Origin of the sequence: Citrobacter sp. Cpo109 (assembly GCF_030332565.1) — a bacterium.
GTDB lineage: Bacteria > Pseudomonadota > Gammaproteobacteria > Enterobacterales > Enterobacteriaceae > Citrobacter > Citrobacter portucalensis.
Genome location: NZ_JAOWHQ010000053.1, coordinates 28,932 through 54,653 on the forward strand (window position 1 = coordinate 28,932; position 25,722 = coordinate 54,653).

General features: G+C 53.6%; 22 protein-coding genes. 3 read left to right on the forward strand and 19 right to left on the reverse strand.

Annotation, left to right across the window (positions count from 1 at the left end; all coding sequences use genetic code 11):
* Nucleotides 1-3: 3 nt before the first annotated feature.
* The 5 genes from menH to OGY71_RS07730 form a co-directional block, all read right to left on the reverse strand.
* Entirely contained in the window at nucleotides 4-762 is a 759-nt protein-coding gene (gene menH / locus OGY71_RS07710; RefSeq protein ID WP_063940556.1) for a 2-succinyl-6-hydroxy-2,4-cyclohexadiene-1-carboxylate synthase, read from the reverse strand.
* Nucleotides 759-2,429, reverse strand: a complete 1,671-nt coding sequence (menD, locus tag OGY71_RS07715) for a 2-succinyl-5-enolpyruvyl-6-hydroxy-3-cyclohexene-1-carboxylic-acid synthase (RefSeq protein ID WP_003834726.1) — start codon at nucleotides 2,427-2,429, stop codon at nucleotides 759-761. The genes menH and menD overlap by 4 nt, the downstream gene beginning before the upstream one ends.
* A gap of 87 nt (nucleotides 2,430-2,516) precedes the next feature.
* Complete coding sequence (menF, locus tag OGY71_RS07720; protein WP_057066387.1) at nucleotides 2,517-3,815, reverse strand: isochorismate synthase MenF; 1,299 nt, start codon at nucleotides 3,813-3,815, stop codon at nucleotides 2,517-2,519.
* Between the two features lie 104 nt (nucleotides 3,816-3,919).
* A complete protein-coding gene (gene elaB / locus OGY71_RS07725; protein WP_003027683.1) occupies nucleotides 3,920-4,225 on the reverse strand; it encodes a stress response protein ElaB in 306 nt (101 codons plus the stop codon).
* 63 nt (nucleotides 4,226-4,288) lie between these two features.
* Nucleotides 4,289-4,750 (reverse strand): GNAT family N-acetyltransferase, encoded by a 462-nt coding sequence (locus tag OGY71_RS07730; protein ID WP_008785342.1) that lies wholly within the window; start codon nucleotides 4,748-4,750, stop codon nucleotides 4,289-4,291.
* Between the two features lie 66 nt (nucleotides 4,751-4,816).
* Here OGY71_RS07730 and rbn point away from each other — a divergent pair, with 66 nt between their 5' ends.
* Entirely contained in the window at nucleotides 4,817-5,734 is a 918-nt protein-coding gene (rbn, locus tag OGY71_RS07735; protein WP_286613075.1) for a ribonuclease BN, read from the forward strand.
* Between the two features lie 64 nt (nucleotides 5,735-5,798).
* Nucleotides 5,799-6,803: a chemotaxis protein gene (locus tag OGY71_RS07740; protein WP_003834740.1), complete on the forward strand. Its 1,005-nt coding sequence runs from the start codon at nucleotides 5,799-5,801 to the stop codon at nucleotides 6,801-6,803.
* A gap of 58 nt (nucleotides 6,804-6,861) precedes the next feature.
* On the opposite strand, the gene nuoN is transcribed toward OGY71_RS07740, so the two are convergent.
* The 14 genes from nuoN to lrhA all read right to left on the reverse strand — a co-directional run bounded on the left by nuoN (nucleotide 6,862) and on the right by lrhA (nucleotide 23,560).
* Nucleotides 6,862-8,319 carry an NADH-quinone oxidoreductase subunit NuoN gene (gene nuoN, locus OGY71_RS07745; RefSeq protein ID WP_003027689.1) on the reverse strand — a complete coding sequence of 486 codons (1,458 nt, stop codon included), beginning with the start codon at nucleotides 8,317-8,319 and terminating at the stop codon, nucleotides 6,862-6,864.
* 6 nt (nucleotides 8,320-8,325) lie between these two features.
* A complete protein-coding gene (gene nuoM / locus OGY71_RS07750; RefSeq protein ID WP_003027692.1) occupies nucleotides 8,326-9,855 on the reverse strand; it encodes an NADH-quinone oxidoreductase subunit M in 1,530 nt (509 codons plus the stop codon).
* Nucleotides 9,856-10,106: 251 nt separating this feature from the next.
* Entirely contained in the window at nucleotides 10,107-11,948 is a 1,842-nt protein-coding gene (nuoL, locus tag OGY71_RS07755; protein WP_003834744.1) for an NADH-quinone oxidoreductase subunit L, read from the reverse strand.
* A complete protein-coding gene (gene nuoK, locus OGY71_RS07760) occupies nucleotides 11,945-12,247 on the reverse strand; it encodes an NADH-quinone oxidoreductase subunit NuoK (protein ID WP_000612644.1) in 303 nt (100 codons plus the stop codon). The genes nuoL and nuoK overlap by 4 nt, the downstream gene beginning before the upstream one ends.
* Nucleotides 12,244-12,798 carry an NADH-quinone oxidoreductase subunit J gene (gene nuoJ, locus OGY71_RS07765; protein ID WP_003028059.1) on the reverse strand — a complete coding sequence of 185 codons (555 nt, stop codon included), beginning with the start codon at nucleotides 12,796-12,798 and terminating at the stop codon, nucleotides 12,244-12,246. Before nuoJ ends, nuoK begins: the two co-directional genes overlap by 4 nt.
* Before the next feature lie 11 nt (nucleotides 12,799-12,809).
* Complete coding sequence (nuoI, locus tag OGY71_RS07770; RefSeq protein WP_003028062.1) at nucleotides 12,810-13,352, reverse strand: NADH-quinone oxidoreductase subunit NuoI; 543 nt, start codon at nucleotides 13,350-13,352, stop codon at nucleotides 12,810-12,812.
* A gap of 14 nt (nucleotides 13,353-13,366) precedes the next feature.
* Complete coding sequence (gene nuoH / locus OGY71_RS07775) at nucleotides 13,367-14,344, reverse strand: NADH-quinone oxidoreductase subunit NuoH (RefSeq protein WP_003028063.1); 978 nt, start codon at nucleotides 14,342-14,344, stop codon at nucleotides 13,367-13,369.
* A complete protein-coding gene (gene nuoG, locus OGY71_RS07780) occupies nucleotides 14,341-17,067 on the reverse strand; it encodes an NADH-quinone oxidoreductase subunit NuoG (RefSeq protein WP_286613077.1) in 2,727 nt (908 codons plus the stop codon). Before nuoG ends, nuoH begins: the two co-directional genes overlap by 4 nt.
* 80 nt (nucleotides 17,068-17,147) lie before the next feature.
* Nucleotides 17,148-18,485 (reverse strand): NADH-quinone oxidoreductase subunit NuoF, encoded by a 1,338-nt coding sequence (gene nuoF / locus OGY71_RS07785; RefSeq protein ID WP_003839356.1) that lies wholly within the window; start codon nucleotides 18,483-18,485, stop codon nucleotides 17,148-17,150.
* Nucleotides 18,482-18,982 carry an NADH-quinone oxidoreductase subunit NuoE gene (nuoE, locus tag OGY71_RS07790; RefSeq protein ID WP_003028069.1) on the reverse strand — a complete coding sequence of 167 codons (501 nt, stop codon included), beginning with the start codon at nucleotides 18,980-18,982 and terminating at the stop codon, nucleotides 18,482-18,484. Before nuoE ends, nuoF begins: the two co-directional genes overlap by 4 nt.
* A 2-nt stretch (nucleotides 18,983-18,984) precedes the next feature.
* The gene (nuoC, locus tag OGY71_RS07795) at nucleotides 18,985-20,787 is read right to left on the reverse strand and encodes an NADH-quinone oxidoreductase subunit C/D (RefSeq protein ID WP_003834757.1); all 1,803 of its coding nucleotides are present in this window, start codon (nucleotides 20,785-20,787) and stop codon (nucleotides 18,985-18,987) included.
* A gap of 85 nt (nucleotides 20,788-20,872) precedes the next feature.
* The gene (gene nuoB / locus OGY71_RS07800; protein WP_003028075.1) at nucleotides 20,873-21,535 is read right to left on the reverse strand and encodes an NADH-quinone oxidoreductase subunit NuoB; all 663 of its coding nucleotides are present in this window, start codon (nucleotides 21,533-21,535) and stop codon (nucleotides 20,873-20,875) included.
* A 15-nt stretch (nucleotides 21,536-21,550) separates the two neighbouring features.
* Nucleotides 21,551-21,994 (reverse strand): NADH-quinone oxidoreductase subunit NuoA, encoded by a 444-nt coding sequence (nuoA, locus tag OGY71_RS07805; RefSeq protein WP_003028077.1) that lies wholly within the window; start codon nucleotides 21,992-21,994, stop codon nucleotides 21,551-21,553.
* A 627-nt stretch (nucleotides 21,995-22,621) separates the two neighbouring features.
* The gene (gene lrhA / locus OGY71_RS07810) at nucleotides 22,622-23,560 is read right to left on the reverse strand and encodes a transcriptional regulator LrhA (RefSeq protein ID WP_003834760.1); all 939 of its coding nucleotides are present in this window, start codon (nucleotides 23,558-23,560) and stop codon (nucleotides 22,622-22,624) included.
* A 927-nt stretch (nucleotides 23,561-24,487) separates the two neighbouring features.
* Between lrhA and alaA the strand changes: the two genes are divergently transcribed.
* Nucleotides 24,488-25,705 carry an alanine transaminase AlaA gene (gene alaA, locus OGY71_RS07815; protein ID WP_003028082.1) on the forward strand — a complete coding sequence of 406 codons (1,218 nt, stop codon included), beginning with the start codon at nucleotides 24,488-24,490 and terminating at the stop codon, nucleotides 25,703-25,705.
* The last annotated feature ends 17 nt before the right edge of the window (nucleotides 25,706-25,722 follow it).

Consider the following 25,722-nt stretch of genomic DNA (forward strand, 5'->3'; position numbering starts at 1 on the left):
TAGTCAGCGACGCAGAATCTGAGCCAGACAGTCCACCACGCCCGCGGGGTTGTCCCGATGCGCGTTGTGTCCGGCATTACGAATCACATGGTTTGGTACTGATATTTCCGCCGCCAGAGCGCGGAATTTATCGTCACGTTCACCACATAAATAATAAAACGGAAATGTGCGCATCGTGAGTTGCGCACGTAAATCAGGTTGTACGGCAAGCGAGGTGGCCTCCAGCATTGCCGCCAGCGTTTGCCCATTATTCTGGCTACGCAGAGCGACCAGCGCCTCTCTTTGTGCCGCGTTCAGCGAGGAAAAAACGGGCTGTTGATACCAGTCATTAAACACCTCACGTAGCGGCTCTGCGCGAAAACGCGCAGCCCAGCGGCCATCCGAGAGACGACGCTGAACGCGCGCTTCTTCGCTTTGCAAGCCGGGATGTCCACCCTCAACCACCAGACCACAAAGCCCTGGCATCTCCTGACTGGCCGCCATCATCGCGACTCTGCCGCCAAGAGAGTATCCCACCAGCCAGTAGTTAAGTATGTTGTAACTAAGTAGAGTATTACGCAGCAAAACGCTGACATCATCGAACCCGCTCACGCTGATGTCAGCGGAGCCACCGTGTCCCGGCAGGTCGATGTATAGCCGCGAATAATCCTGAAACGCTTCGCCGACCGTCTGCCATTCCTGGCAATCACCAGAGAAACCGTGCAGGAAAACCAGCCAGGGAAACCCCGTCTGCCCCTCTTTCGCCTGCGCATGCAGGATCATAGGTGACTTACCTTCGCCAGCAGTTGCTGCAAGGTTTGCGCCCCGTCAGTTTCGTTCACCACCAGCTCAATCACCGTGGCCGCAGGTGTACGCCACGCGTTAGTCAACGCGCTCTCCAGCTGCTCCCAGTTTTCCGGGCGCTGGTATTTAAGGTTAAACATGGCGGCAGCATGCTCGAAATGTACGTTCTGCGGCATCAGATAGAACCGTTCGCGTTCGCTGGCTGGCGTCGGCAGCAGGGAAAAAATCTGCCCGCCGTTATTATTGACCACTATCAGGACAAACGGCGCGGATACCTGGCGCAATAATGCCAGCGCATTCAGGTCATACAATGCAGATAAATCGCCAACAATCGCCAGCGTCGATTTCGCGCTGGCACGCTGTACGCCTGCTGCCGTTGACAGCAGGCCATCAATACCGCTCGCGCCACGGTTGCTATAGACTGGGTAACCAGCCGGAAGCTGCGACAGCGCATCAATCAGGCGCACCACCAGACTGTTACCCACGAACAGCTGGCCCTGCTCCGGCAAGTAGTCGCGGATACGGTGGGCTAGTTGCGCTTCACCAAACGCCTCGCGACGGGCTTCTACCGCCTGCCAGGCCTGTTGCGCCAGACGAGGGATCTCAATACACCAGGGCTGACGTTTCTCCGCCGGATGTAGCTCCAGCCAGTCGCCAACTTTCGCTACCAACCTGCGGCCGCGATGATGGGCCGGATCGAGGCGGCCTTCGATATTATCGACAATCCAGTATTCCTGCGGATCGCAGCTGGCCTGCCATTGCAGCAGACGTTTTCCGGTCAGGCTGCTACCAAGCTGCACCACAATCTGCGCCTGCTGCAATTCAGCTACAGCTTTCGCATTTCCCAGCCACAGGTCGGCGCACGGCAGCGGTTGTCCGGTTTGCGACAGAACATCGCCAATCAGCGGCCAGCCTAATGTCTGCGCCCACTGCGCAACCTTCTTACCTTCTTCCGCGCTCATGCGACCGGCAATGACTACGCCGCGTTTTTGTCGCCAGAAAAACCAGTCGCGCTGTTTGTCGCTTTCCAGCCGACGCGCTTCTCGCAGCCAGGGTTTATCGTCCTGCCACCAGTCGCCGAGGCGCTGCTGCCAGGCAATCCCCGTTTCGTCCATATCGCCATACAGCGGTTCCGCAAACGGGCAATTGATATGAACCGCCCCGCTATGCAGGGCAGCTAACGCATTATCAATAGTGGACACCAGCCAGCTTGCCGGAATGTCCTGAGTCGGACGCGGTAAAGAGAGCGTTTGCGATGGATGCGAGGCAAACATTCCGGCCTGACGAATCGCCTGGTTCGCGCCACAGTCGATAAGCTCTGGCGGTCGGTCTGCCGTAAGTAAAATCAGTTTTTCACCGGTCAGGCCCGCTTCAATCAACGCGGGATATAAATTCGCCACCGCGGTACCGGACGTCACAATCACGGCGACAGGCTGCCGGCTGACTTTTGCCAGACCTAAAGCCAGATGCCCAAGACCGCGCTCGTCAAAATGGGTGTGGTGGATGAATGCGGGGTTTTCCGCTGCCGCCAGCGTCAACGGTGTAGAACGAGAGCCAGGGGCAATGCAGACATGCCTGACGCCGTGGCGAGTGAGTGCTTCCAGAATGACCGCCGCCCAGCGTCGGTTAAATGCGCTTACTGACATGAGATTGTCCGGTATCAATATTGCGACACAGTATAGAGAATCGAATAAATGGATTTTTGATATGAATCGGAAATATACACGAAATCACTATCCTTCCATCTGTAATAAAGTACGTAACCCTGCCGCTTTATTGTCTATTTCTTGCCATTCCTGCTCAGGATCTGAGCCACGTACAATCCCTGCCCCGGCATACAGGCGTACCACGTTTGCGCTAATTTTCGCCGAACGCAATGACACACAAAACTCGCTTTGGCGCAAAGAAAGATAACCCGCTGAACCGGCATACCACTCGCGTTCAAAGGGTTCATTTTGTTGGATGAACTCACGCGCCAGCTCACGCGGAATACCGGCAACGGCCGCCGTTGGCTGGAGCTGCATCAGGCAAAGCGTATCGTCGGCCTGATTCAGTTCCGTCCAGATGCAACGGCGCAGGTGCTGCACTTTACGCAGCCTGAGCACCTGCGGTGGCAGCACATCGAGAGTTTGCGTACAGCCTTGTAGCCGCTGGCAAATATCTTCGACCACCAGCATATTCTCGCGCTGGTTTTTGTCATCTTTCATTAGCCAGTCGCCCAATTGCCAGGCCCGATGATCCTCAGGGTGATTGGCCACAGTTCCGGCCAGCGCCTCGGTGCGCAGCGCCGTATCACGTCGTCGATACAGACGTTCAGGAGAAGAGCCAAGAAAAGCGGTGTCGGCGGAGAATGCCATAAAGAAATGGTAGCAGTTCAGATTTAAGCGACGGCTGGAAGCCATCACGGCAGCGGCATTAACCGACTGAGAAAACTGTAAATCGGTCGCCCGCGCCAGCACGACCTTATCGAGGTCTTCTCCTGCGATCGTTTGAGTAGCGAGTTTTATCAGGTCTATCCAGCCAGCTTTCTCCGGCCAGTGCTGTTCTCCCGTCAAATTCAAACGCAATGCAGGGAGCGGTTTTACGGGAGCAAGCGATGAGATGAAGGCGATCGCTTGTGCAGCGTCTTCACGTAGCGACACGTCGCTATAGAGATGTAAGCGTAAGCTCGCCACTCCGGCGCAACGTCGCCACTCCAGCCGCGGCAGCAGTAAATTGCCACGCTGAGGCTCAAAGGCATTCAGGCCCCAGATGCGCAGGTCGGGATGATTATCATGCTGATGTAAAAATTGCTGGGCTGATTCCAGCGAGGAAAATGCGGCGACGGCCCCTAATACGGCGGCTTCTTCATCGCCGTTACGCTGCTGCCAGTAAAACTGGGGCCAGACGGGTTGACTGGCCAGCCATCCTAAAGCGTCAAACGCATCATTCAGTGGGAAAGGTATATCGTAAATACGAATTCCAGGTGCTGCTGGCATCTCTTGCGATAAATGACGCATCAGACTTTCCAGCGCAGTAGTGATTGAATGCACGCGGACCTCTCCCTGTTAAAAACCTCTCATTATACGGGGTACTGAGCAGAAAAAGCAGTACCCCCAGTTAGGGAGTACGTACAAATGCGATGACAGAACGGAATTTATCGCCGCGCTAACAATAATCCCATCACTAAACCGACTGTGGCGCCAACGCCGATTCCGCGCCAGGGTTTTTCGTGCACATAGTCATCCGCCCGACAAACGGCTTTTTTCGCACGGTAATAGTAGCTATCAGAAGCATGGCTGACGCGATTTCTCACCTCTTCTAACGCCCGCTCTGCCCGCGCTTTTAACTCAAGGTATTTTTGATCTGCTGGGTCGCCAGAAGAACGCAGCACCTCTTCCAGCGTTTCGCTTAATAATTCCAGATCATCATCGATACGTGATTCATAAGAATGAAAAGACATTATATTCTCCCTTTCTATTGACGTACCCGCTAACTATAGACAACCTGGACTGATTGCGCCTGTTTACGCCTGATGTGCTTCCCGCGCCATTCCGACGTGTGGAATACCATCTTCGTCATAGATATCCGTCACTGGAACAAAGCCAAAGCGCGCATAGAACGATTGCAGATGCGCCTGCGCGCCCAGATACAACGCCTTGTGTGGCCAGTGTTGCGCGCAGGATGCCAGCGTCTGGGCCATTAGCTGTTGCCCCAGTTTTTCACCACGCAGCGCTTCGCTTACAATCACCCGACCAATCACTACCGGCTCCAGCTCGTCATCGCTTTTCAGAATCCTCGCATACGCCACCAGCTCATCGTTATGCCAGCCCAGAATATGCCGATTCTCTCCGGCCAGGTCATCGCCATCCACATCCTGGTACGGACACTGTTGCTCAACTACAAACACCGCGCATCGTAGCTGAAGTAGTGCGTACAGTTGTTGGGTACTCAGCTTTGCATGGTGGAGATCTTGCCAGTGAATCATTGTCTGCCCCTATGTTGTGATAACCTGAACACCCTGCCTTATTGATGGCGAAAGTGTAACGCAAAGATGGAATTACTATTTTTAGGCACGTCTGCGGGAGTCCCCACGCGCTCACGCAATGTAACGGCAATTTTACTGAATCTGCAACACCCGACTCAGGCGGGGCTGTGGCTTTTTGATTGCGGCGAAGGGACGCAGCATCAGATGCTCACCACGCCTTTCAATCCAGGAAAACTCGATCGTATTTTTATCAGCCATCTGCACGGCGATCACCTGTTTGGTTTACCGGGGCTACTGTGCAGTCGCTCAATGGCCGGCAATGTCCAGCCTCTGACGCTCTACGGGCCAAAAGGGTTGCGAGAGTTTACCGAAACCGCATTGCGTCTGAGCGGCTCCTGGACCGATTATCCGCTGGATATTGTGGAAATTACCGCGGGTGAGATTGTGGATGACGGCCTGCGAAAAGTAACGGCGTACCCGCTGGCGCATCCGCTGGAATGCTACGGTTTTCGCATTCAAGAGCACGACAAACCGGGTGCGCTTGACGCCAATGCCCTGAAGGCGGCAGGCGTTAAAGCGGGCCCGTGGTTTCAGGATTTGAAAGCCGGAAAAACCATCGTGCTGGAGGATGGTCGAGCGATTAACGGTGCCGATTATCTTTCCCCGCCCACCAGGGGAAAATCAGTCGCTATTTTCGGTGACACAGGACCCTGCGCGTCCGCCATTGAACTGGCTCGAGGTGTAGATGTCATGGTACACGAAACCACGCTGGACGCGTCAATGGAGGAAAAAGCAAACAGTCGCGGGCACAGCTCAACCCGACAAGCCGCACAGCTGGCGCTGGATGCCGGAGTGGGACGTCTGATAATGACCCACGTTAGCTCACGCTACGATGAAAAAGGCTGCCGGCGCTTACTCGCAGAGTGCAAAACAATATTTCCAGACACGGCACTGGCTCACGATTTCGCCATTTTCAGCGTTTAACGCTCTATTTTTCCGCCTCAGTGCCGATAACAGTGGAAAGGCTGGCTTTCACACTGAGGACAGGATGAACAATTTCCAGAAAGATATTGATGACAGGACAAACCTAACCCTGTCTAACCGTTTTGAACTGCTGCTGTTTCGCCTCGGCAAATCTGTTGAGGAGCAGAAATCAGAGCTGTTTGGCATCAACGTATTCAAGCTACGTGAAATCGTGCCGATGCCGACCTTTACGCGTCCGGCGGGTATGAAGGCCCCGTTACTGGGTATGGTTAATATTCGCGATCAGGTGATCCCGGTGATTGACCTGCCCGCCGTTGCGGGCTGTAAGCCAGAGACCGGACTCAACATCCTGTTGATCACAGAATATGCCCGCAGCGTCCAGGCGTTTGCTGTGGAGTCAGTGGAAAACATTATGCGCCTGGACTGGCAACAGGTGCATACCGCCGAGAAAGCCGTTAATGGTCGCTATATCACCAGTATCGCTTGCCTGGACGACAACAAAGAGACCAACAACCTGGCGTTGGTGCTCGACGTTGAGCAGATCCTGTACGACATCGTACCAGCGAACCACGACCTGCGCGCAACCGATCTTAAAACCAATAAATTCAACATCACGCCGGGTGCGGTGGCGATTGTGGCTGATGATTCCAAAGTGGCCCGCGCCATGCTGGAAAAAGGGCTTAACGCCATGGAGATCCCGCATCTGATGCATGTAACAGGTCAGGATGCGTGGGAAAAAATACAGCAGCTTTCCGCAGAAGCGCAGGCGGAGGGCAAGCCAATCAGTGAGAAGATCGCCCTGGTGCTCACCGATCTCGAAATGCCGGAGATGGACGGTTTTACGCTTACCCGTAAGATAAAAACCGACGAACGTCTGAAGAAAATCCCGGTCGTTATCCACTCTTCGCTTTCCGGTAGCGCGAACGAAGATCACGTTCGTCGAGTAAAAGCGGATGGCTACGTGGCCAAATTCGAAGTCAATGAGCTTTCTTCAGTGATCCAGGAAGTGATGGATCGCACAGCGAAAGGCATCAGCGGTCCGCTGGTGAGCCGTCAGCTATTAAACTGACCGTATTTCACGCATAAAAAAACCCGCCAAGGCGGGTTTTTTCGTTTCTGCATTTCGTTTACATCAGCGGAGTCGCTAACTGCACAATGCTGATCAGCGGTTGTGGGTAAATACCCAGCACCAGAACCAGCAGGGCAGAAATCAGCACTACGATACCGCCCGCGCTGTACTGCCAGTTAGACGGCGCATCACGGTTCAGCTGTTGCGGTGCGCTCAGGTACAGGCTCACGGCAACACGCAGGTAGTAGTACAAACCAATCGCGGAACCGACTACCACTGCGGCAACCAGCCACCACAGATTAGCCTGCACACCGACTGCCAGTACGTAGAACTTGCCGATAAAGCCCAGCGTCATCGGGATACCTGCCAGAGACAGCATCATCACCGTCATCACAGCCGCGAGGATTGGACGATGCCAGAACAGACCACGGTAGGAGAACAGAGAGTCCGCATCCGGGCCGCGGTACGGGCTGGACATCAGGCTGACCACACCGAACGCGCCGAGGCTGCTGAACAGGTAACCGGCCAGGTAAACGCCAACCGCTTCCATCGACATCTCGCCGCTCTGCAGAGCAATCAGCGCCACCAGCAGGTAACCGAGGTGAGAGATAGAAGAGTAACCGAGCAGACGTTTAATATTGGTCTGGCTCAGCGCCATCAGGTTACCGAAGATGATGGAAGCAAAGGCAATTACGCCCAGTACGATACGTACCGCTTCGCTATCCCCTACCGGGGCGTACAGGAACAGACGCATCACCACGCCGAAGATAGCGATTTTGCTCGCCGTCGCCAGGAAGGTGGAAACCGGAGCAGGAGCACCCTGGTATACGTCTGGGGTCCACAGGTGGAACGGAACCAGCGAGAGTTTAAAGCCGAGGCCAACAATCATCAGACCGAAGCCAGCCAGCAGCAGCGGTTCGTGCAGCATGCCGTCGCCGAGGCTCTTACCGAGTGCAACAAACGACAGATTTCCAGACTGCGCGTACACCAGCGCCATACCGAACAGCAGGAAGGAAGACGCTGCGGCAGACAGAATGGTGTATTTGATACTGGCTTCCAGCGAACGTTTCTGACGGAACGCATAGCCAACCAGACCAAACAGCGGCAAAGAGATCAGCTCAATACCAAGGAACAGCGCCGCCAGATGGTTAGCGTTAGCCAGCAGAATACCGCCAAGTGCGGCAATCAGCACCAACAGGTAGAACTCTTCCCGGTTGTCATCGTAGCCTTCCAGCCACGGGTAAGCGAAGGTACAGGTGGCAAGACTCGCCAGTAGCACCAGCCCGGTGTAGAGCATGGCGAAACCGTCAACCCGCATCAGTGGGGTGACGTCCATGGCGCCCGCCTGGCCAACAAACCAGAGCGAAACCAGCGCGGCGTTAAGCCCAATGACCGACAGCGTGGCATTGAGGAAGTGATTGCGTCGCCACGCAATGGAGAGCATCACAACCACCACCGTCAAGCCGACGATCAGCAGCGGTAGCAGCGCAATCAGGTGTTGTGGAGTTATTGTCATGGCGATTTACGGCCTTGTAGTAGTAACGGAATTAACAAACCACTGCTGGATGTTGCTCATCGCAGAATGCGAGGTATCCAGAATCGGCTGCGGATAGAAGCCAAGCAGTACCAGAAGCACGACCAGCAACAGGATGATAAACAGCTCACGCAGCGACATCCCTGGCAGTTCAACACTGGCAATCTGGCTCTTCGCTTTACCGAAGTAAGCGCGATGCAGCATCGCCAGCGAGTAAACAGAGGCAAACACCAGACCAAAAGTCGAGATCACGGTAATGACCGGAACCACCTGGTAGCTGCCGAACAGAATCATAAATTCGCCAACGAAGTTACCTGTACCCGGCATACCCAGCGTACACACTGCGAAGAACATCGACAGCGCAGGCAACCATTTCATTTTGCCCCACAGGCCGCCCATCATACGCATATCACGCGTGTGCAGACGTTCGTACAGCTGACCACACAGAATGAACAGACCGGCTGCGGACAGACCGTGCGCAATCATCTGGATAACAGCACCCTGGTACGCCAGCTGGCTGCCGGTGTAGATAGCAATCAGTACGAAGCCCATGTGCGATACGGAGGTGTAAGCGATCAGACGTTTGATATCGTACTGATTAAAGGCCATCCACGCGCCATAGAAGATACCGATAACGCCCAGCCACATTGCGATAGGTGCAAACTCCGCCGACGCGTTCGGGAACAGCGGCAGAGAGAAGCGCAGCAGACCGTAAGCCGCGGTTTTCAGCAAGATCCCCGCCAGGTCAACGGAACCTGCCGTCGGCGCCTGGGAGTGCGCATCCGGCAACCAGCCGTGCAGCGGAACCACCGGCATTTTCACCGCGAAGGCGATGAAGAAGCCCAGCATCAGCAGATATTCCACACCGTGGGACATCGGGGTATTCAGCAGCTCTTCATAGTTGAAGGTCCACACACCGGTCGCTTTATAGTGCACAAACACCAGCGCCAGGATGGCAATCAACATCACCAGACCACTCGCCTGGGTATAAATGAAGAACTTGGTCGCCGCCGTGATACGCGTTTTACCGTCAGAGGCTTTATGCCCCCACAACGCGATCAGGAAGTACATCGGCACCAGCATCATTTCCCAGAAGAAGAAGAACAGGAACATGTCGATGGCAAGGAACACGCCGATCACGCCGCCTAAGATCCACATCAGGTTCAGATGGAAGAAGCCCTGGTATTTTTCGATTTCATTCCAGGAGCAAAGTACCGCCAGAACACCGAGCAGACCAGTCAGCACTACCATCAGCAGCGACAGACCGTCGATAGCCAGATGAATAGAGATGCCAAAACGTGGGATCCACGGCAGGACAAATTCAGACTGCCACTGCGGAATGCCAGCGGATTGCGTCAGTGAATAGCCGCCCTGCAACCACAGTTGCAGGCCAAGCGCCAGCGTCAATCCCATGGTAATCAGCGCGATCCAGCGCGGCACCTTCACGCCAAAGCGTTCGGTCTGCCAGCACAGGAAGCCACCGATAAAGGGAATTAATATCAACCAGGGTAATAACATAGCTAAGTATGTCCCTTATATTTACTCCTGCTCAGGCTATCTCACTCGTCAGCCCAAATCCCGGCAGTGCTCGCAATCCTCACGTACTTCAGTACGCTCCGGTTGCTCTGCGCTGGCGGTCTCCGGTCTGACTTCGCCGATGACGCCTGTACATCAGGAACAGATTTTCAACGAATTCTAAAAATTATTTTTGGGTTTGTAGGCCGGATAAGCGCAGCGCCATCCGGCAATCGTTCATCCAGCCAACAAACTCAACGCAGTACCATCAACAGTGCCAGCACAACGACGGCGCCGATGCTCATTGATGCAACATACCAGCGCAGATAACCGTTCTCGCTCAACAGCAGGCCTTTACCTGCAAAGCGGGAAAGGATCGCCGGAATGTTCATCATTGAGTTGAGCGGATCGCGTTTCAGCAACCAGGCAACACCCAGGAACGGCTTAACGAACACTTTGTCGTACAGCCAGTCGAAGCCCCAGGCGTTATACCACCAGGTACCCAGCAGGCGGCCCGGCGCACTGTTCGCAATCGACGTCACCAGCGTGCGTTTACCCAGCCACAGCCATGCTGCGATCAGGATGCCCGCAATCGCTACGATACCGGAGGTAATTTCCAGCGTCATGACGCGACCATGCTCAAGCTCTGTCGTCGCAGGCAGTACACCCTGCAGCGGCGGCACAATCAGCGCGCCAACGAAGGTGGACAGGATCATCAGCACAATCAGCGGCAGATGATGGGTAATCCCCTTCCCTGCGTGAGCGTGAATTTGTTCTTTACCGTGGAACACGATGAAAATCATACGGAAGGTGTACAGAGAGGTCATGAATGCACCGACCAGACCTGCAACCATCAGATTAATATGACCATTCGCCATTGCACCGGCCAGAATCTCATCCTTACTGAAGAAGCCAGCGGTAATCAGCGGCAGAGCCGACAACGCCGCGCCACCGATCAGGAAGCAGAGATACACCAGCGGAATTGACTTACGCAGCCCGCCCATCTTGAAGATGTTCTGTTCGTGGTGGCAAGCCAGGATAACCGAGCCGGATGCCAGGAACAGCAGCGCTTTAAAGAAGGCGTGCGTCATCAGGTGGAAAATCGCCGCGTCCCACGCCTGTACGCCGAGAGCCAGGAACATATAACCAATCTGGCTCATGGTGGAGTACGCAAGAACGCGTTTGATGTCGGTCTGTACCAGCGCAGCAAAACCCGCCAGCACCAGAGTGATAGCACCGATAATCCCCACCAGGTGCAGGATTTCAGGCGTCATCAGGAACAGGCCGTGCGTACGAGCTATCAGGTAGACACCAGCGGTAACCATCGTCGCGGCGTGGATCAACGCAGAGACAGGCGTCGGGCCGGCCATCGCATCAGCAAGCCAGGTCTGCAACGGCAGCTGTGCAGATTTACCGACCGCACCGCCCAGCAGCATCAGGGTTGCCCACATCAGCATGTTGTTACCGTCTGCAAAGTGCGCAGGCGCCAGTTCCACCATTTCGCGGAAGTTCAGCGTGCCCAGCTCGTTATAGAGGATGAACAGCGCGAACGCCAGGAATACGTCACCAACGCGGGTTACCACGAAGGCTTTCATTGCCGCAGCGCCATTCTTCGGATCGGTGTAGTAGAAACCAATCAGCAGATAGGAGCACAGGCCCACGCCTTCCCAACCGAGGTACATCAGCAGCAGGTTATCCGCCAGTACCAGAACCACCATGCTGGCGATAAACAGGTTGGTGTAGGCGAAGAAACGAGAATAGCCCTCTTCTCCGCGCATATACCAGGAAGCGAACATGTGGATCAGGAAACCAACGCCGGTCACCACGGAGAGCATGGTCAGCGACAGGCCGTCCAGCACCAGGTTAAAACCGATGTTGAAGTCACCGACTGACATCCACGTCCACAGCGGCTGGCTGTAAGCCTGCTGACCATTGGCAAAGAAATCAACGCCAACAAACGCAGTCACCAGCGCGGCCAGGCCGATCGAACCTACACCCACGGTAGCGGACAGATTTTCTGACCAACGACCACGAGAAAACGCCAGTAATACAAAGCCAATAAATGGCAGAATAATGGTTAAGGCAAGCATGTTCATCCACGCATCTCACTTACTGAATCGATGTTCAGGTTCTGGCGACGGCGATGAAGTTGCAGCAACAGCGCAAGCCCAATGCTCGCTTCGGCAGCCGCAAGGCTGATGGCGAGAATATACATCACCTGACCATCGGTCTGGCCCCAGTAGCTTCCGGCGACCACAAAGGCCAGCGCGGAGGCGTTAATCATGATTTCCAGCCCAATCAGCATAAACAGCAGATTGCGGCGGATAACCAGACCGGTTAAGCCCAGCACGAATAAGATCGCAGCGAGGATCAGTCCATGTTGTAAGGGGATCATGCGTGCTCCTCCGTTTTTCTTTTCGCGCGGTCGTCGGTGCGATTGCTCAGCACTTCACCAGAACGCTCTTCGCGCCCCACATGGAAGGCCACAACCAGACCCGCCAGCAGCAGCATCGAAGCCAGTTCAACCGCCAGTACATACGGTCCGAACAGGGAAATACCGACTGCTTTCGCGCTAATTGGCGTGCCGTCGATGCCCTGATCGTTAACGCCCAGAATGGCGTAAACAATAACCACCAGCATAATGGCCGACAGAATCGCCGGACCAATCCACACCTGCGGTTTCAGCCACTGACGTTCCTGTTCAATTTCAGAACCACCAAGGTTGAGCATCATCACCACGAACACGAACAGCACCATGATGGCGCCCGCGTAGACGATAATTTCCAGTGCACCAGCGAAGTAAGCGCCTAACGAGAAGAACACCCCAGAAATCGCCAGCAGCGAAATAATCAGGTACAGCAACGCGTGTACCGGATTGGTGTGGGTGATCACCCGCAAGGTTGCGAGAATGGCTATCAGGCCACAGATATAAAAAGCGAACTCCATTGCCCCTCTCCTTACGGTAACAGGCTCTTGACGTCGATAGGCTTAGCTTCGTTCTCTGCTTCGCCCTTATCTTTGCCGTCGATTGCCATACCTGCCATCCGGTAGAAGTTATATTCCGGGTATTTGCCCGGACCGGAGATCAGCAGATCCTCTTTCTCGTAAACCAGGTCCTGGCGCTTGTACTCACCCAGCTCGAAATCTGGAGTCAGCTGAATAGCCGTAGTCGGACAGGCTTCTTCGCACAGGCCGCAGAAAATGCAGCGTGAGAAGTTAATGCGGAAAAACTCCGGATACCAGCGACCGTCTTTGGTCTCTGCTTTTTGCAGAGAGATACAGCCTACCGGACACGCTACCGCACACAGGTTACAGGCAACGCAGCGCTCTTCACCGTCTGGATCACGAGTCAGAACGATACGACCACGAAAACGGGGCGGTAGATAGACCGGCTCTTCCGGATACATCTGCGTTTCGCGTTTCGCGAACGCATGCAGGCCGATCATCCAGATACTACGTACCTGGGTGCCGAAACCTACGAACAATTCTTTTAAGGTCATGGTCTTTGTGTCCCTTATTGCGCCTGCCAGAGAATGACAGCCGCCGTTACCAGCAAGTTGACGAGCGTCAGCGGCAGACAGACTTTCCAGCCGAAGGACATTACCTGGTCATAACGAGGACGCGGTAACGACGCACGAATCAAAATGAACATCATCATGAAGAACGCGGTTTTCAGCGCGAACCAGACGAATGGCGGTAAGAACGGGCCATGCCAGCCACCGAAGAACAGGGTAACCATCAGTGCAGAAATGGTGACGATACCGATGTACTCACCCACGAAGAACAGACCGAATTTCATACCGGAATATTCAATGTGGTAACCGTCGGCCAGTTCTTGCTCGGCTTCTGGCTGGTCAAACGGGTGACGGTGGCACACCGCCACGCCCGCGATGGCAAAGGTGACAAAACCAAAGAACTGCGGAATAACGTTCCAGATATCAGCCTGGTTGTTGACGATGTCGGTCATGTTAAATGAACCGGCCTGCGCCACCACGCCCATCAGGGAAAGTCCGAGGAACACTTCATAGCTCAGCGTCTGCGCAGACGCACGCATCGCACCGAGCAAAGAGTATTTGTTGTTACTGGACCAGCCGGCGAACAGTACCGCGTATACCGCGAGGCCCGCCATCATCAGGAAGAACAGGATCCCGATGTTCAGGTCAGCAACCACCCAGTTCGGACTCACCGGCACGATGGCGAAAGCCAGCAACAGCGAGGTGAAGGCGATCATAGGTGCCAGGGTAAAGATGACGCGATCCGAGAATTTCGGGATCCAGTCTTCTTTAAAGAACATCTTGATCATGTCCGCAACCAGCTGGAGCGAACCGCCCCAGCCAACACGGTTCGGTCCGTAACGGTTCTGGAACAGACCCAGCAGACGACGTTCGCCAAAGCTCATGAATGCCCCGCAGGTGACCACCACCAGCAGGATCACGACCGCTTTGAGAATGCTCAGCAGGATCTCAATCAGATCGGGTGTAATCCAACTCATTGTTGTGCCTCCTGCAGATCCTCAAGACGCGCACCAGCCAAAACCGGCGCGATGCCAGGCATACCCATCGGCAAACCAACCTGCCCTGCCGTTAATCCTTCGGCTATTTCAACCGGCAATGTAACCGTGTTGCCATCGTAGCTGAAAGAAACGCGCGTACCGGCATTAACACCCAACTTCGCGGCATCAGCCGGGTTGAGTTTGATGTACGGCTGCGGCATACGGGTCTGGAAGACCGGCGCACGCTGGGACATTTCGTCACTGCCAAACAAATGGTAGTACGGCGCGATACGCCACTGACCATCCTGAGCCTGGAAGCTCGCCGGAACGGTAGTGAAGTAATCCATACCATCCGCAGAAGCTTCGATCAGGCGCACACCCGGATCGCCATGACGCAGTTTACCGCCCACTTCATCCTGGAACTTGTTCCACGCCTGTGGGGAGTTCCAGCCTGGAGCCCAGGCAAACGGAATTTGTGAACGCGGCGCAGACGGTTGGTTGTTCCCTTCCATAGAGAAGGCGAACATGGTGTCTTTGTCCTGCGGCTGGCGCGGTTCGTGTACGCTGATGTTGGCGCGTATTGCGGTACGACCGCTGTAGCGGTGCGGTTCACGTGCCAGTTTCTGTCCACGGATACGGAAGGTTGCGTCCGGCGCGGCATCTTTGATACCCGCCAGTTGCGGCAGCTTCTCAACGACCGCATCGATAACGTGGTCGAGCTGCGTCCAGTCCACTTCACGGCTCTGCACGGTGCTGTGCAGCGAATGCAGCCAGCGCCAGCTTTCCAGCATGATAGTGTTACTGTCGTAGTAGGACGGATCATAAACCTGGAAGAAACGCTGGGCGCGGCCTTCGTTGTTAATCACCGTACCATCGCTTTCAGCGAAGCTTGCGGCGGAAAGCACCAGATGAGCGTTTTCCATAATTGCCGTACGCTGATGGTCAATGACCAGTACCAGAGGTGCTTTCGCCAGCGCAGCGTTCACACGCGTTGCTGAAGCATGGCGATGCAGGTCATTCTCCAGCACCACAACGGCGTCAGCACGACCTGTTTCCAGCTCGGTCAGCGCATCGTCAAGGGAACCACCGCCAATCATACCCAGGCCCATGCTGTTAACAGAGCGAGCAATCATGGTGATGCCAACGTCTGCGCCACGGCCTTTCAGCGCCTTCGCCACGTTGGCAGCCGCCTGAATCACTTCGGCGCTACCAGCGTTGGTGCCGGAAATAATCAGTGGTTTCTTCGCCCCGGCCAGTGCCTGAACGATAACGTCAATTTTGTTCTGCAGGTCACGGTCGATACCGTCAACCGCCGGAGCATTGTTATCCAGCGCATGAGCGATAGCGAAACCTAAACGCGCCTGATCTTCAACCGGTGCACGATAGGTCCATGCGGCGATGTCATCCAGACGGGTGTTATCGACGTTGGTAACGAACAGCGGGTGCTTAGCACGCTGGCCGATGTTAAGGATTGCTGCGATCTGCCAGTCAGCCACTTTCTGTGCCGCCGCCATTTCACGCGCTTTACCTTTCACCGCCTGACGCACTGCCAGCGCAACGCGTGCGCCGGTCTGGGTGACATCTTCGCCCAGCACCAGAACCGCATCATAAGATTCGATTTCGCGCAGTGCCGGAGTATGAATCCCGCCGTCACGCAGCACGCTCAGTGCCAGTTGCAGACGTTCCTGCTCGCCCTGGGCGATACCGGTATAGAAGTTTTCCGCACCCACCAGTTCACGCAGCGCGAAGTTACTTTCAACGCTGGCGCGCGGGGAGCCGATACCAATTACTTTCTTCGACTGACGCAGAATATCTGCCGCGCCCTGCATCGCCTGCTCGGCGTTCAGCGTGATCAGGTCATCGCCACGACGCTGTACCGGCTGACGTGGACGGTCTTTCAGGTTCACGTAACCATAGCCAAAACGACCACGGTCGCAGAGGAAGTAGTGGTTAACGGTACCGTTATAACGGTTTTCGATACGACGCAGTTCACCGTAGCGTTCACCCGGGCTGGTGTTACAGCCGATGGAACACTGCTGGCAGATGCTCGGCGCAAACTGCATGTCCCATTTACGGTTATAACGCTCGGAGTGCGTTTTATCAGTGAAGACGCCGGTCGGGCAAATTTCTACCAGGTTACCAGAGAACTCGCTTTCGAGCGTACCGTCTTCCGGGCGACCGAAGTAGACGTTGTCATGTGCGCCATAGACGCCCAGATCCGCGCCATCGGCATAATCTTTGTAGTAACGTACGCAGCGATAGCAGGCGATGCAGCGGTTCATTTCGTGAGAGATGAACGGCCCCAGGTCCTGGTTACGGTGAGTACGCTTCGTGAAGCGGTAGCGACGGAAGCTGTGACCAGTCATGACGGTCATATCCTGCAGGTGGCAGTTGCCGCCCTCTTCACAGACCGGACAGTCGTGCGGGTGGTTAGTCATCAACCACTCCACGACGCTTTCGCGGAACTGTTTCGCTTCTTCGTCATCAATAGAAATAAAGGTGCCTTCGGTGGCCGGTGTCATACAAGACATCACCAGGCGACCACGCGTGTCTTCCGCGTTTTGATATTGCTTCACCGCACACTGGCGGCAAGCACCGACGCTTCCCAGCGCCGGGTGCCAGCAAAAGTACGGAATATCAAGGCCGAGAGACAGACAAGCTTCCAGCAGGTTGTCCGCTCCGTTGACCTCATATTCTTTGCCGTCTACATGAATCGTAGCCATAGTCAGCATGCTTCCAGTTGGCTCGGTCGTAACCGAGCGTTAATCGAATTTCTTATCGCGATACAGGGCTAACCCTGTAATCACCAGCGCTCTTTCAGCAGGTTCGGCTGAATACCACCAATCGCATGGGTATTGCTGAAGGTCTGCTTGATGCCAGCTTCGAATTCTTCGCGGAAATATTTAATGGCGCTCTGCAGCGGTTCCACTGCGCCCGGTGCGTGTGCACAGAAGGTTTTACCCGGGCCGAGGAAACGACACAGTTGCTCAAGTGTCTCGATATCCCCTGGCTGGCCTTCGCCACGCTCCAGCGCGCGCAGAATTTTCACACTCCACGGCAGACCGTCACGGCACGGCGTACACCAGCCGCAAGACTCGCGGGCAAAGAACTCTTCGAGGTTACGCACCAAAGGAACCATGCCAATCTCGTGATCGACAGCCATGGCCAGCGCGGTGCCCAGACGGCTACCTGCTTTACCAATGCTTTCGAATTCCATCGGCAGATCGAGGTGTGCTTCGGTCAGGAAGTCAGTCCCTGCGCCGCCAGGCTGCCAGGCTTTAAACTTCAGCCCATCGCGCATGCCACCCGCGTAATCTTCGAGGATCTCACGCGCGGTAGTACCGAAAGGCAGTTCCCACAGGCCAGGATTCTTCACGCGACCAGAGAAGCCCATCAGCTTGGTGCCCGCGTCTTTGCTCTTCGAAATGTTCTGGTACCACTCCACGCCGTTCGCGAGGATAGCCGGTACGTTACACAGGGTTTCGACGTTGTTTACGCAGGTCGGTTTGCCCCATGCGCCAGAGCTTGCCGGGAACGGCGGCTTGGAACGAGGGTTAGCACGGCGACCTTCGAGGGAGTTGATCAGCGCGGTTTCTTCACCGCAGATGTAACGCCCTGCCCCGGTGTGGACAAACAGTTCGAAGTCGAAACCAGTGCCCATGATGTTTTTACCAAGCAGACCGGCTTCGGTCGCTTCGGCGATCGCGCGACGCAGATGCACGGCGGCTTCGATATATTCACCGCGCAGGAAGATGTAACCACGGTACGCTTTCAGCGCAAACGCGGAAATCAGCATGCCTTCCACCAGCAGGTGCGGCAGCTGTTCCATCAGCAGACGGTCTTTATAGGTGCCCGGCTCCATTTCATCGGCGTTACACAGCAGGTAACGGATGTTCATGGATTCGTCTTTCGGCATCAGGCTCCACTTCAGACCGGTGGAAAAGCCCGCGCCGCCGCGCCCTTTCAGGCCAGCGTCTTTTACCTGATTAACGATTTCGTCCGGTGACAGCCCGGTCAGGGCCTTACGCGCACCTTCGTAGCCGTTCTTGCTACGGTATTCGTCCAGCCAGACCGGCTGTTTGTCATCACGCAGACGCCAGGTCAGCGGATGGGTTTCGGGAGTACGGATAATGTCTTTCATTTATACCGCTCCAGTAGTTCGGGAATGCCTTCCGGGGTCAGGTGAGCGTGAGTATCCTCATCGATCATCATATTTGGCCCTTTATCGCAGTTCCCCAGGCAACAGGTCGGCAGCAGCGTAAAGCGACCATCAAAGGTCGTCTGCCCCGGCTTGATGTTGAGTTTTTTCTCAAGCGCGGCCTGAATCCCCTGGTAGCCGTTGATATGGCACACCACGCTGTCGCAATAGCGGATCACGTGGCGACCTACCGGCTGGCGGAAGATCTGGCTGTAGAACGTGGCAACACCTTCTACATCGCTTGCCGGAATACCCAGCACATCAGCGATCGCGTAGATCGCCCCATCCGGCACCCAGCCACGCTGTTTCTGAACGATTTTCAGCGCTTCAATGGACGCCGCACGCGGGTCTTCGTAGTGGTGCTTTTCGTGCTCAATCGCTTCACGCTCAGCCGCACTCAGCTCAAAAGCCTCGGTTTGTGGTTGTTGATTCTCGTGCATAATTAGCGGTCCACATCTGACATAACAAAATCGATACTACCCAGATGGACGATTAAGTCGGACACCAGGCTGCCACGTACCGCTACCGGGATCTGCTGCAGGTGCGCATAGCTCGGGGTGCGGATACGGGTACGGTAACTCATGGTGCTGCCATCGCTGGTCAGGTAGTAACTGTTGATACCCTTAGTCGCTTCCACCATCTGGAAGGACTCGTTTGCCGGCATAACCGGACCCCACGAAACCTGCAGGAAGTGGGTGATAAGGGTTTCGATATGTTGCAGCGTGCGCTCTTTCGGCGGCGGCGTCGTCAGCGGGTGATCCGCTTTGAACGGGCCTTCCGGCATGTTATTGAGGCACTGCTCAAGGATGCGCAGACTCTGGCGCAGCTCTTCAACTTTCAGCATCACGCGGGTATAGCAGTCGGACACGCCGCCGCCAACCGGGACTTCAAAGTCAAAGTTTTCGTAGCCAGAGTACGGACGCGCTTTACGCACGTCGAAATCAATACCGGTCGCGCGCAGCGCAGCACCGGTACAACCCCAGTCCAGCGCTTCTTTCTTACCGTAAGCGGCAACGCCCTGCGAACGGCCTTTCAGAATGGTGTTACGCAGTGCGGCTTTCTCGTAAGAATCCAGACGTTTTGGCATCCAGTCGAGGAAGTCACGCAGCAGCTTGTCCCAACCGCGCGGCAGATCGTGTGCCACACCGCCGATACGGAACCAGGCCGGGTGCATACGGAAACCGGTGATCGCTTCCACCACGTCATAGATTTTCTGACGGTCGGTAAAGGCGAAGAATACCGGGGTCATCGCGCCGACGTCCTGAATGAACGTGGAGATGTACAGCAGGTGGCTGTTGATACGGAACAGTTCGGACAACATCACGCGAATCACGTTGACGCGATCCGGCGTGGTGATACCAGCCAGCTTCTCAACGGCCAGTACGTAAGGCATTTCGTTTACGCAGCCGCCGAGGTACTCAATACGGTCGGTGTACGGAATGTAGCTGTGCCAGGACTGACGTTCACCCATCTTTTCAGCGCCACGGTGGTGGTAGCCGATGTCAGGTACGCAGTCGACGATTTCTTCGCCATCAAGCTGCAGCACAATACGGAAAGCACCGTGAGAAGACGGGTGGTTAGGACCGAGGTTGAGGAACATGAAGTCCTCGTTTTCGGTACTACGCTTCATACCCCAATCTTCAGGTTTGAAGGTCAGCGCTTCCATTTCCAGATCCTGTTTGGCTTTAGTCAGCTCAAACGGATCAAATTCGGTCGCACGCGCCGGGTAGTCTTTACGCAGCGGATGACCTTCCCAGGTATGCGGCATCAGCAGACGCGTCAGGTGCGGGTGACCTTCGATATCGATGCCAAACATTTCCCAGGTTTCACGCTCGTACCAGTTGGCGTTCGGGAACAGTTTGGTGAAGGTCGGTACGCGCAGATCGTTTTCAGACAAAGCCACCTTGAGCATGATATCGCGATTGCGTTCAATGGAAATCAGGTGATAGAAAACGGAAAAATCCGCGGCAGGTAACCCTTCGCGGTGCGTACGCAGACGTTCGTCCATGCCGTGTAAGTCAAACAGCATGACGTAAGGTTTCGGCAGTCTCTTTAAGAAATCGCCAACTTCCAGTAATTGTTCACGCTTGACCCAAACAACGGGTACCCCGGTGCGAGTCGCCTGAACGGTAAAGGCATCCGGCCCAAAACGGTTGCGCAGTTCGCCAATGACCGGGTCATCAAGGTGATCCCGTGTTTGCCATACGGCGTCTTGCGCGGTTAAGTCGGTCATATTGTTCACCATTGCAAATGGTCCGTGGTGGTCGGCAGTGCTTCGCGCTATTTATATAGTGATAAGCGAAGGAAGTGCTGCTGCCGACAGGCGCAAATTAAATCTCGTCTGGTGTACGAAGATTCGTTACAGCAATACGTTCGCCGCGTTTACGCTCGCGTTCTGACTGCATATTGGCGCGATAAACGCCCTGATCGCCAACCACCCAGGAGAGCGGACGGCGTTCTTTGCCAATGGAATCTTGCAGCAGCATCAGAGCCTGCATATACGCTTCTGGGCGCGGCGGACATCCCGGGATGTACACATCGACCGGAATAAATTTATCAACGCCCTGCACCACAGAATAGATGTCGTACATACCGCCGGAGTTGGCGCATGCGCCCATGGAAATAACCCATTTCGGTTCCAGCATCTGATCGTAGAGGCGCTGAATAACTGGCGCCATTTTGGTAAAGCAGGTTCCGGCTACGACCATCAGGTCAGCCTGACGCGGCGATGCACGCAGTACTTCCGCACCAAAACGGGCCACATCGTGCACGGCGGTAAACGAGGTCACCATCTCAACGTAGCAGCAGGAAAGGCCAAAGTTATATGGCCAAATTGAGTTTTTACGGCCCCAGTTAACCATGTCATGCAGTTTGCCCATGAACACGTTTTTGTTAACTTCTTGTTCCAGGGGGTCGGTTACGATCTCCTGTTTTTGCAGGGGGTAACGGTCGTTCTCACCGTTAGGATCTATGCGGGTGAGCGTATAATCCATCTTAATGCCTCGCGGTTAGCGTTGACGATTAGCGATACTGTTCGTTTCCGGGTTCATACGCTCGCGGCGTGAACGCGCGGGCGTCCAGTCCAGCGCGCCAATACGCACCAGATAAACCAGACCTGCCAGTAACACAAAAATAAAAATTGCAGCTTCCACAAAGCCAATCCAGCCGCTTTCACGGATAGAAGTTGACCATGCGAACAGATACAGCGCTTCAACGTCGAAGATAACGAAGAACATGGCTACCAGATAAAACTTGGCAGACAGGCGCAGGCGGGCGGTGCCGACCGAGTCGATACCTGATTCAAACGGCACGTTTTTAGATCTCGCGCGTGCGCGACCCCCTAAAAACCAGCCGCCGACGAGCATCAGGCAGCACAGGCCAATGGCAACGATAAGAAAGATAGCGAATGCCCAGTGATGAGCGATGATTTCAGTGGATGTTGACATACTCATTGCTTACTCATCAAAAGTAGCGCCAAATTCTCTGCTCTTTTCGGCAGATGAACGCCACATCGATTCATGGGGAGGAATAAAAAAAACCTTACAATCACTGTGAAAAATCATTTTATACAGCTAATTGATGGGGTTTTTTACTCCTTTCTATAACCTTTTGTCAACTTTAACAAAAGTTTCTTCACATTATTTTACACTGTTCCAACTTCATTAACATAAAGTGCTCTTTAGACCTATTTCGATTGCATCATCGGTCATTTTTAATGTTGTTGAATCGTGTCCGTAGTGAAGTAAAAAAGATAATACACGTCTATTTTGACAGGAATTCACCCAGATGCCTCCCCCTAAATGGGAGTATTTTCTTGATCTGTGACACGCTTTTGTTAATTCACCATAAAAAACAGCAACAATTTCTCTAGTTTTTTAACATGGAAACATTTAACAACTCAGCTGATTATTTTTCATCCTATTGTCAGTCAGTTTTTTTACCTGCTGATTTTGTTAAGTTTTAGTATATGAATGAACAGAAAGCAGTAATATTTGCATAAAAAAAGAGCCGCTGGATGTTTTTTCATCATCAGTGGCTCTTTTTTACACTTACATTTTAAAACGTTTTTTTGTGACGCTTTACTCAAAGTCGCCCTCAACAATCAGCGAGTCATCTCCCCCTTCAGGGGTAAACTGATTGTATTGCCAAGGATTTTGATATGTCTGCATCGACTTAAAGATAACCTGAGCTAATTCATTTTGCGTGGCCGGATCGCTGCACAGCAGATACTCGGTATCAGGCAGAGGTGGCAATCCGTCTGCCGCACCCAGTACGCGTAAATCAGGGCTCATCATTTCGACAGGACGGGCAGTAACGCCCAGCCCTGCTTTTACCGCCGCGCGGACCGCAGGCAATGTTGAAGCGACATAGGCCAGACGCCACGGGATCTGTGCTGCATTCAACGTCGCTAGCACGATATCGCGAAACGGGCTGGGATCGTCCAGCAGAACTAACGGCACCGGTTCCCCTTTTTGCAGGATATATTCGGCTGCGCAATACCAGTGCGTCGGTGAAGTCCGCAAATTCAGGCACTCAAAATCGCCAGGTCGGTTAGTGGTGACCACTAAATCCACTTCTTGCGACTTAAGCATCTCCACCATGTAGGCATTGCGTTTCACTCTTACATCCAGTGCAAGTTTCGGATAAACCGAACTTATACGGTTAAGCAGAAAAGGGAGTATGGTATCGGCGGATTCATCAGAAGCACCGATAGTTAACACCCCCTGAAGATTGTTAAACATCAATGATGAGCATGCCTCATCATTAAATCGCAGTATTTTCCTGGCGTAACCCAACAACTGGATACCATGTTCGGTCAGCAGTTTGTTGCGTCCATGGCGCGCGAACAACTCTTTCCCCACAAGTTGTTCAAGACGCTGCATTTGCTGACTTACCGCAGACTGAGTTCGACATACCGCAGCTGCCGCAGCCGCAAAGGTATTCAGGTCGGCAACAGCAACAAAGGTTCTCAGCAGATCGAGGTCGAGGTTAATTATCGGACGATTTGCATTTATCATAGTTTTTCACTTACTCGCGGGTCATACCGGGTTAATGCTGTGCATTCAGAATCAAACAACTCCATTTGTAATGTGCCTCCCTTCAGTTTCGCTTAGTGTAACCAAGTGAAAATAAGGATGTATTTGGTTTAACAAACGAAACAATTCTCTTTCTGAGCTATTTTAATACCCGTGATATTCATCGGAATATAGCAACGAGAAAGAGCCGTATTTTTAGCTGCTGGATGATTCTGACTAATGGGAAACATGTAAATTTTGTAAATTTAAAAAATAGTTAACGAACAATAATTTACACATTAAAAACTAACTTTTCAGGATGTTAGGAACAACCAACAAACATTTGAATTATCGTAAAATTCGTACTACACACCATTTCATAGGAGTTATCTTAACCTAAAACCACTATATTTATAAGTGTTATCGCGAATAATTCCGGGCAAATTGGTGTTATGTCAGCGCAACGGTTTTCGTATTATTGGCCCACTCAATTTGATGTCGTTTAAATAATAAATAATAATTAATTAAGAATCTCTCAATTCATTAATTATGCTTAACAATGGATTCACACCGCATCACGCAGAGATCAGACCGATAACAGATTTCGCAGGCAAAACCTCAGTATTTTCGAATTACGCCATTCAGCTGAGATCTCGACTACCTTTTTCTTTACAGGCCTAACATTTTTAGGCCAGACAAATCACCACACCCACACTAACAAAGCAAAATATAAACCACAAAAAACCCAACAACCCAGATTATTACTCTACAAAAATCATATTATTTAGTTATTAACAGTGAATTATAATCCTCCTGCTTTCCAAAATCTTCTACCAAAGACCCTTCAAAACTCACCGTCGTGGGAGTACATTGTGCTGGGCTGACTTCCACGGCAGGGAGTGGCATTCACAGCTAAAAAGGTCAACGTTCATGTCCCCCATTGAAAAATCCAGCAAATTAGAAAACGTCTGTTATGACATTCGCGGCCCGGTTCTGAAGGAAGCAAAGCGCCTGGAAGAAGAAGGCAACAAAGTTCTGAAACTGAACATCGGCAACCCTGCGCCTTTCGGGTTTGAAGCGCCAGATGAAATTTTGGTGGATGTGATCCGCAATTTGCCAACTGCGCAAGGATATTGCGATTCCAAAGGCCTTTATTCAGCCCGCAAAGCAATCATGCAGCATTACCAGGCCCGTGGGATGCGCGACGTAACCGTGGAAGATATCTATATCGGTAACGGCGTATCTGAATTGATTGTGCAGGCCATGCAGGCATTGCTAAACAGTGGGGACGAAATGCTGGTTCCTGCACCTGATTATCCACTGTGGACGGCGGCGGTTTCGCTCTCTGGTGGTAATGCCGTGCACTACCTGTGTGACGAATCGTCAGACTGGTTCCCGGACCTGGATGATATCCGCGCCAAAATTACGCCGCGTACCCGTGGGATCGTCATCATCAACCCAAACAACCCTACTGGCGCGGTGTATTCTAAAGAGCTGCTGATGGAGATTGTTGAGATTGCCCGCCAAAACAATCTCATCATCTTTGCGGACGAGATTTACGACAAAATTCTTTACGATGACGCCGAGCACCACTCAATTGCGGCAATGGCCCCTGACCTGCTGACTATTACCTTTAACGGCCTGTCAAAAACCTATCGTGTTGCCGGTTTCCGCCAGGGCTGGATGGTACTGAACGGACCGAAGAAACATGCCAAAGGGTATATCGAAGGCCTTGAGATGCTGGCTTCTATGCGCCTGTGTGCCAACGTTCCGGCACAACATGCCATTCAAACCGCACTGGGTGGATATCAGAGCATCAGCGAATTCATCATGCCTGGCGGACGTCTGTATGAGCAACGTAACCGCGCCTGGGAACTGCTTAATGACATCCCCGGCGTCTCTTGCGTAAAACCGCGCGGTGCGCTGTATATGTTCCCGAAAATTGATGCTAAACGCTTCAATATTCATGACGACCAGAAGATGGTACTCGACTTCCTGTTGCAGGAAAAAGTACTGCTGGTCCAGGGGACGGCATTCAACTGGCCGTGGCCGGATCATTTCCGCATCGTCACGCTACCGCGTATTGACGATATCGAAATGTCGCTGAGTAAATTTGAGCGTTTCCTGTCAGGGTATCGCCAGCTGTAACCACGCAAAGTGCTGCC

Excerpts from the sequence above, each read along its gene's own strand:
- nuoE (WP_003028069.1), bottom strand. The coding sequence starts at position 18,982 with ATGCACGAGAATCAACAACCACAAACCGAGGCTTTTGAGCTGAGTGCG.
- menD (WP_003834726.1), bottom strand. The coding sequence starts at position 2,429 with ATGTCAGTAAGCGCATTTAACCGACGCTGGGCGGCGGTCATTCTGGAA.
- nuoM (WP_003027692.1), bottom strand. The coding sequence starts at position 9,855 with ATGTTATTACCCTGGTTGATATTAATTCCCTTTATCGGTGGCTTCCTG.
- nuoG (WP_286613077.1), bottom strand. The coding sequence starts at position 17,067 with ATGGCTACGATTCATGTAGACGGCAAAGAATATGAGGTCAACGGAGCG.
- nuoH (WP_003028063.1), bottom strand. The coding sequence starts at position 14,344 with ATGAGTTGGATTACACCCGATCTGATTGAGATCCTGCTGAGCATTCTC.
- elaB (WP_003027683.1), bottom strand. The coding sequence starts at position 4,225 with ATGTCTTTTCATTCTTATGAATCACGTATCGATGATGATCTGGAATTA.
- nuoA (WP_003028077.1), bottom strand. The coding sequence starts at position 21,994 with ATGAGTATGTCAACATCCACTGAAATCATCGCTCATCACTGGGCATTC.
- alaA (WP_003028082.1), top strand. The coding sequence starts at position 24,488 with ATGTCCCCCATTGAAAAATCCAGCAAATTAGAAAACGTCTGTTATGAC.
- lrhA (WP_003834760.1), bottom strand. The coding sequence starts at position 23,560 with ATGATAAATGCAAATCGTCCGATAATTAACCTCGACCTCGATCTGCTG.
- nuoI (WP_003028062.1), bottom strand. The coding sequence starts at position 13,352 with ATGACCTTAAAAGAATTGTTCGTAGGTTTCGGCACCCAGGTACGTAGT.
- OGY71_RS07740 (WP_003834740.1), top strand. The coding sequence starts at position 5,799 with ATGAACAATTTCCAGAAAGATATTGATGACAGGACAAACCTAACCCTG.
- nuoN (WP_003027689.1), bottom strand. The coding sequence starts at position 8,319 with ATGACAATAACTCCACAACACCTGATTGCGCTGCTACCGCTGCTGATC.
- OGY71_RS07730 (WP_008785342.1), bottom strand. The coding sequence starts at position 4,750 with ATGATTCACTGGCAAGATCTCCACCATGCAAAGCTGAGTACCCAACAA.
- nuoB (WP_003028075.1), bottom strand. The coding sequence starts at position 21,535 with ATGGATTATACGCTCACCCGCATAGATCCTAACGGTGAGAACGACCGT.
- nuoC (WP_003834757.1), bottom strand. The coding sequence starts at position 20,787 with ATGGTGAACAATATGACCGACTTAACCGCGCAAGACGCCGTATGGCAA.
- nuoJ (WP_003028059.1), bottom strand. The coding sequence starts at position 12,798 with ATGGAGTTCGCTTTTTATATCTGTGGCCTGATAGCCATTCTCGCAACC.
- rbn (WP_286613075.1), top strand. The coding sequence starts at position 4,817 with ATGGAATTACTATTTTTAGGCACGTCTGCGGGAGTCCCCACGCGCTCA.
- nuoL (WP_003834744.1), bottom strand. The coding sequence starts at position 11,948 with ATGAACATGCTTGCCTTAACCATTATTCTGCCATTTATTGGCTTTGTA.
- nuoF (WP_003839356.1), bottom strand. The coding sequence starts at position 18,485 with ATGAAAGACATTATCCGTACTCCCGAAACCCATCCGCTGACCTGGCGT.
- menH (WP_063940556.1), bottom strand. The coding sequence starts at position 762 with ATGATCCTGCATGCGCAGGCGAAAGAGGGGCAGACGGGGTTTCCCTGG.
- nuoK (WP_000612644.1), bottom strand. The coding sequence starts at position 12,247 with ATGATCCCCTTACAACATGGACTGATCCTCGCTGCGATCTTATTCGTG.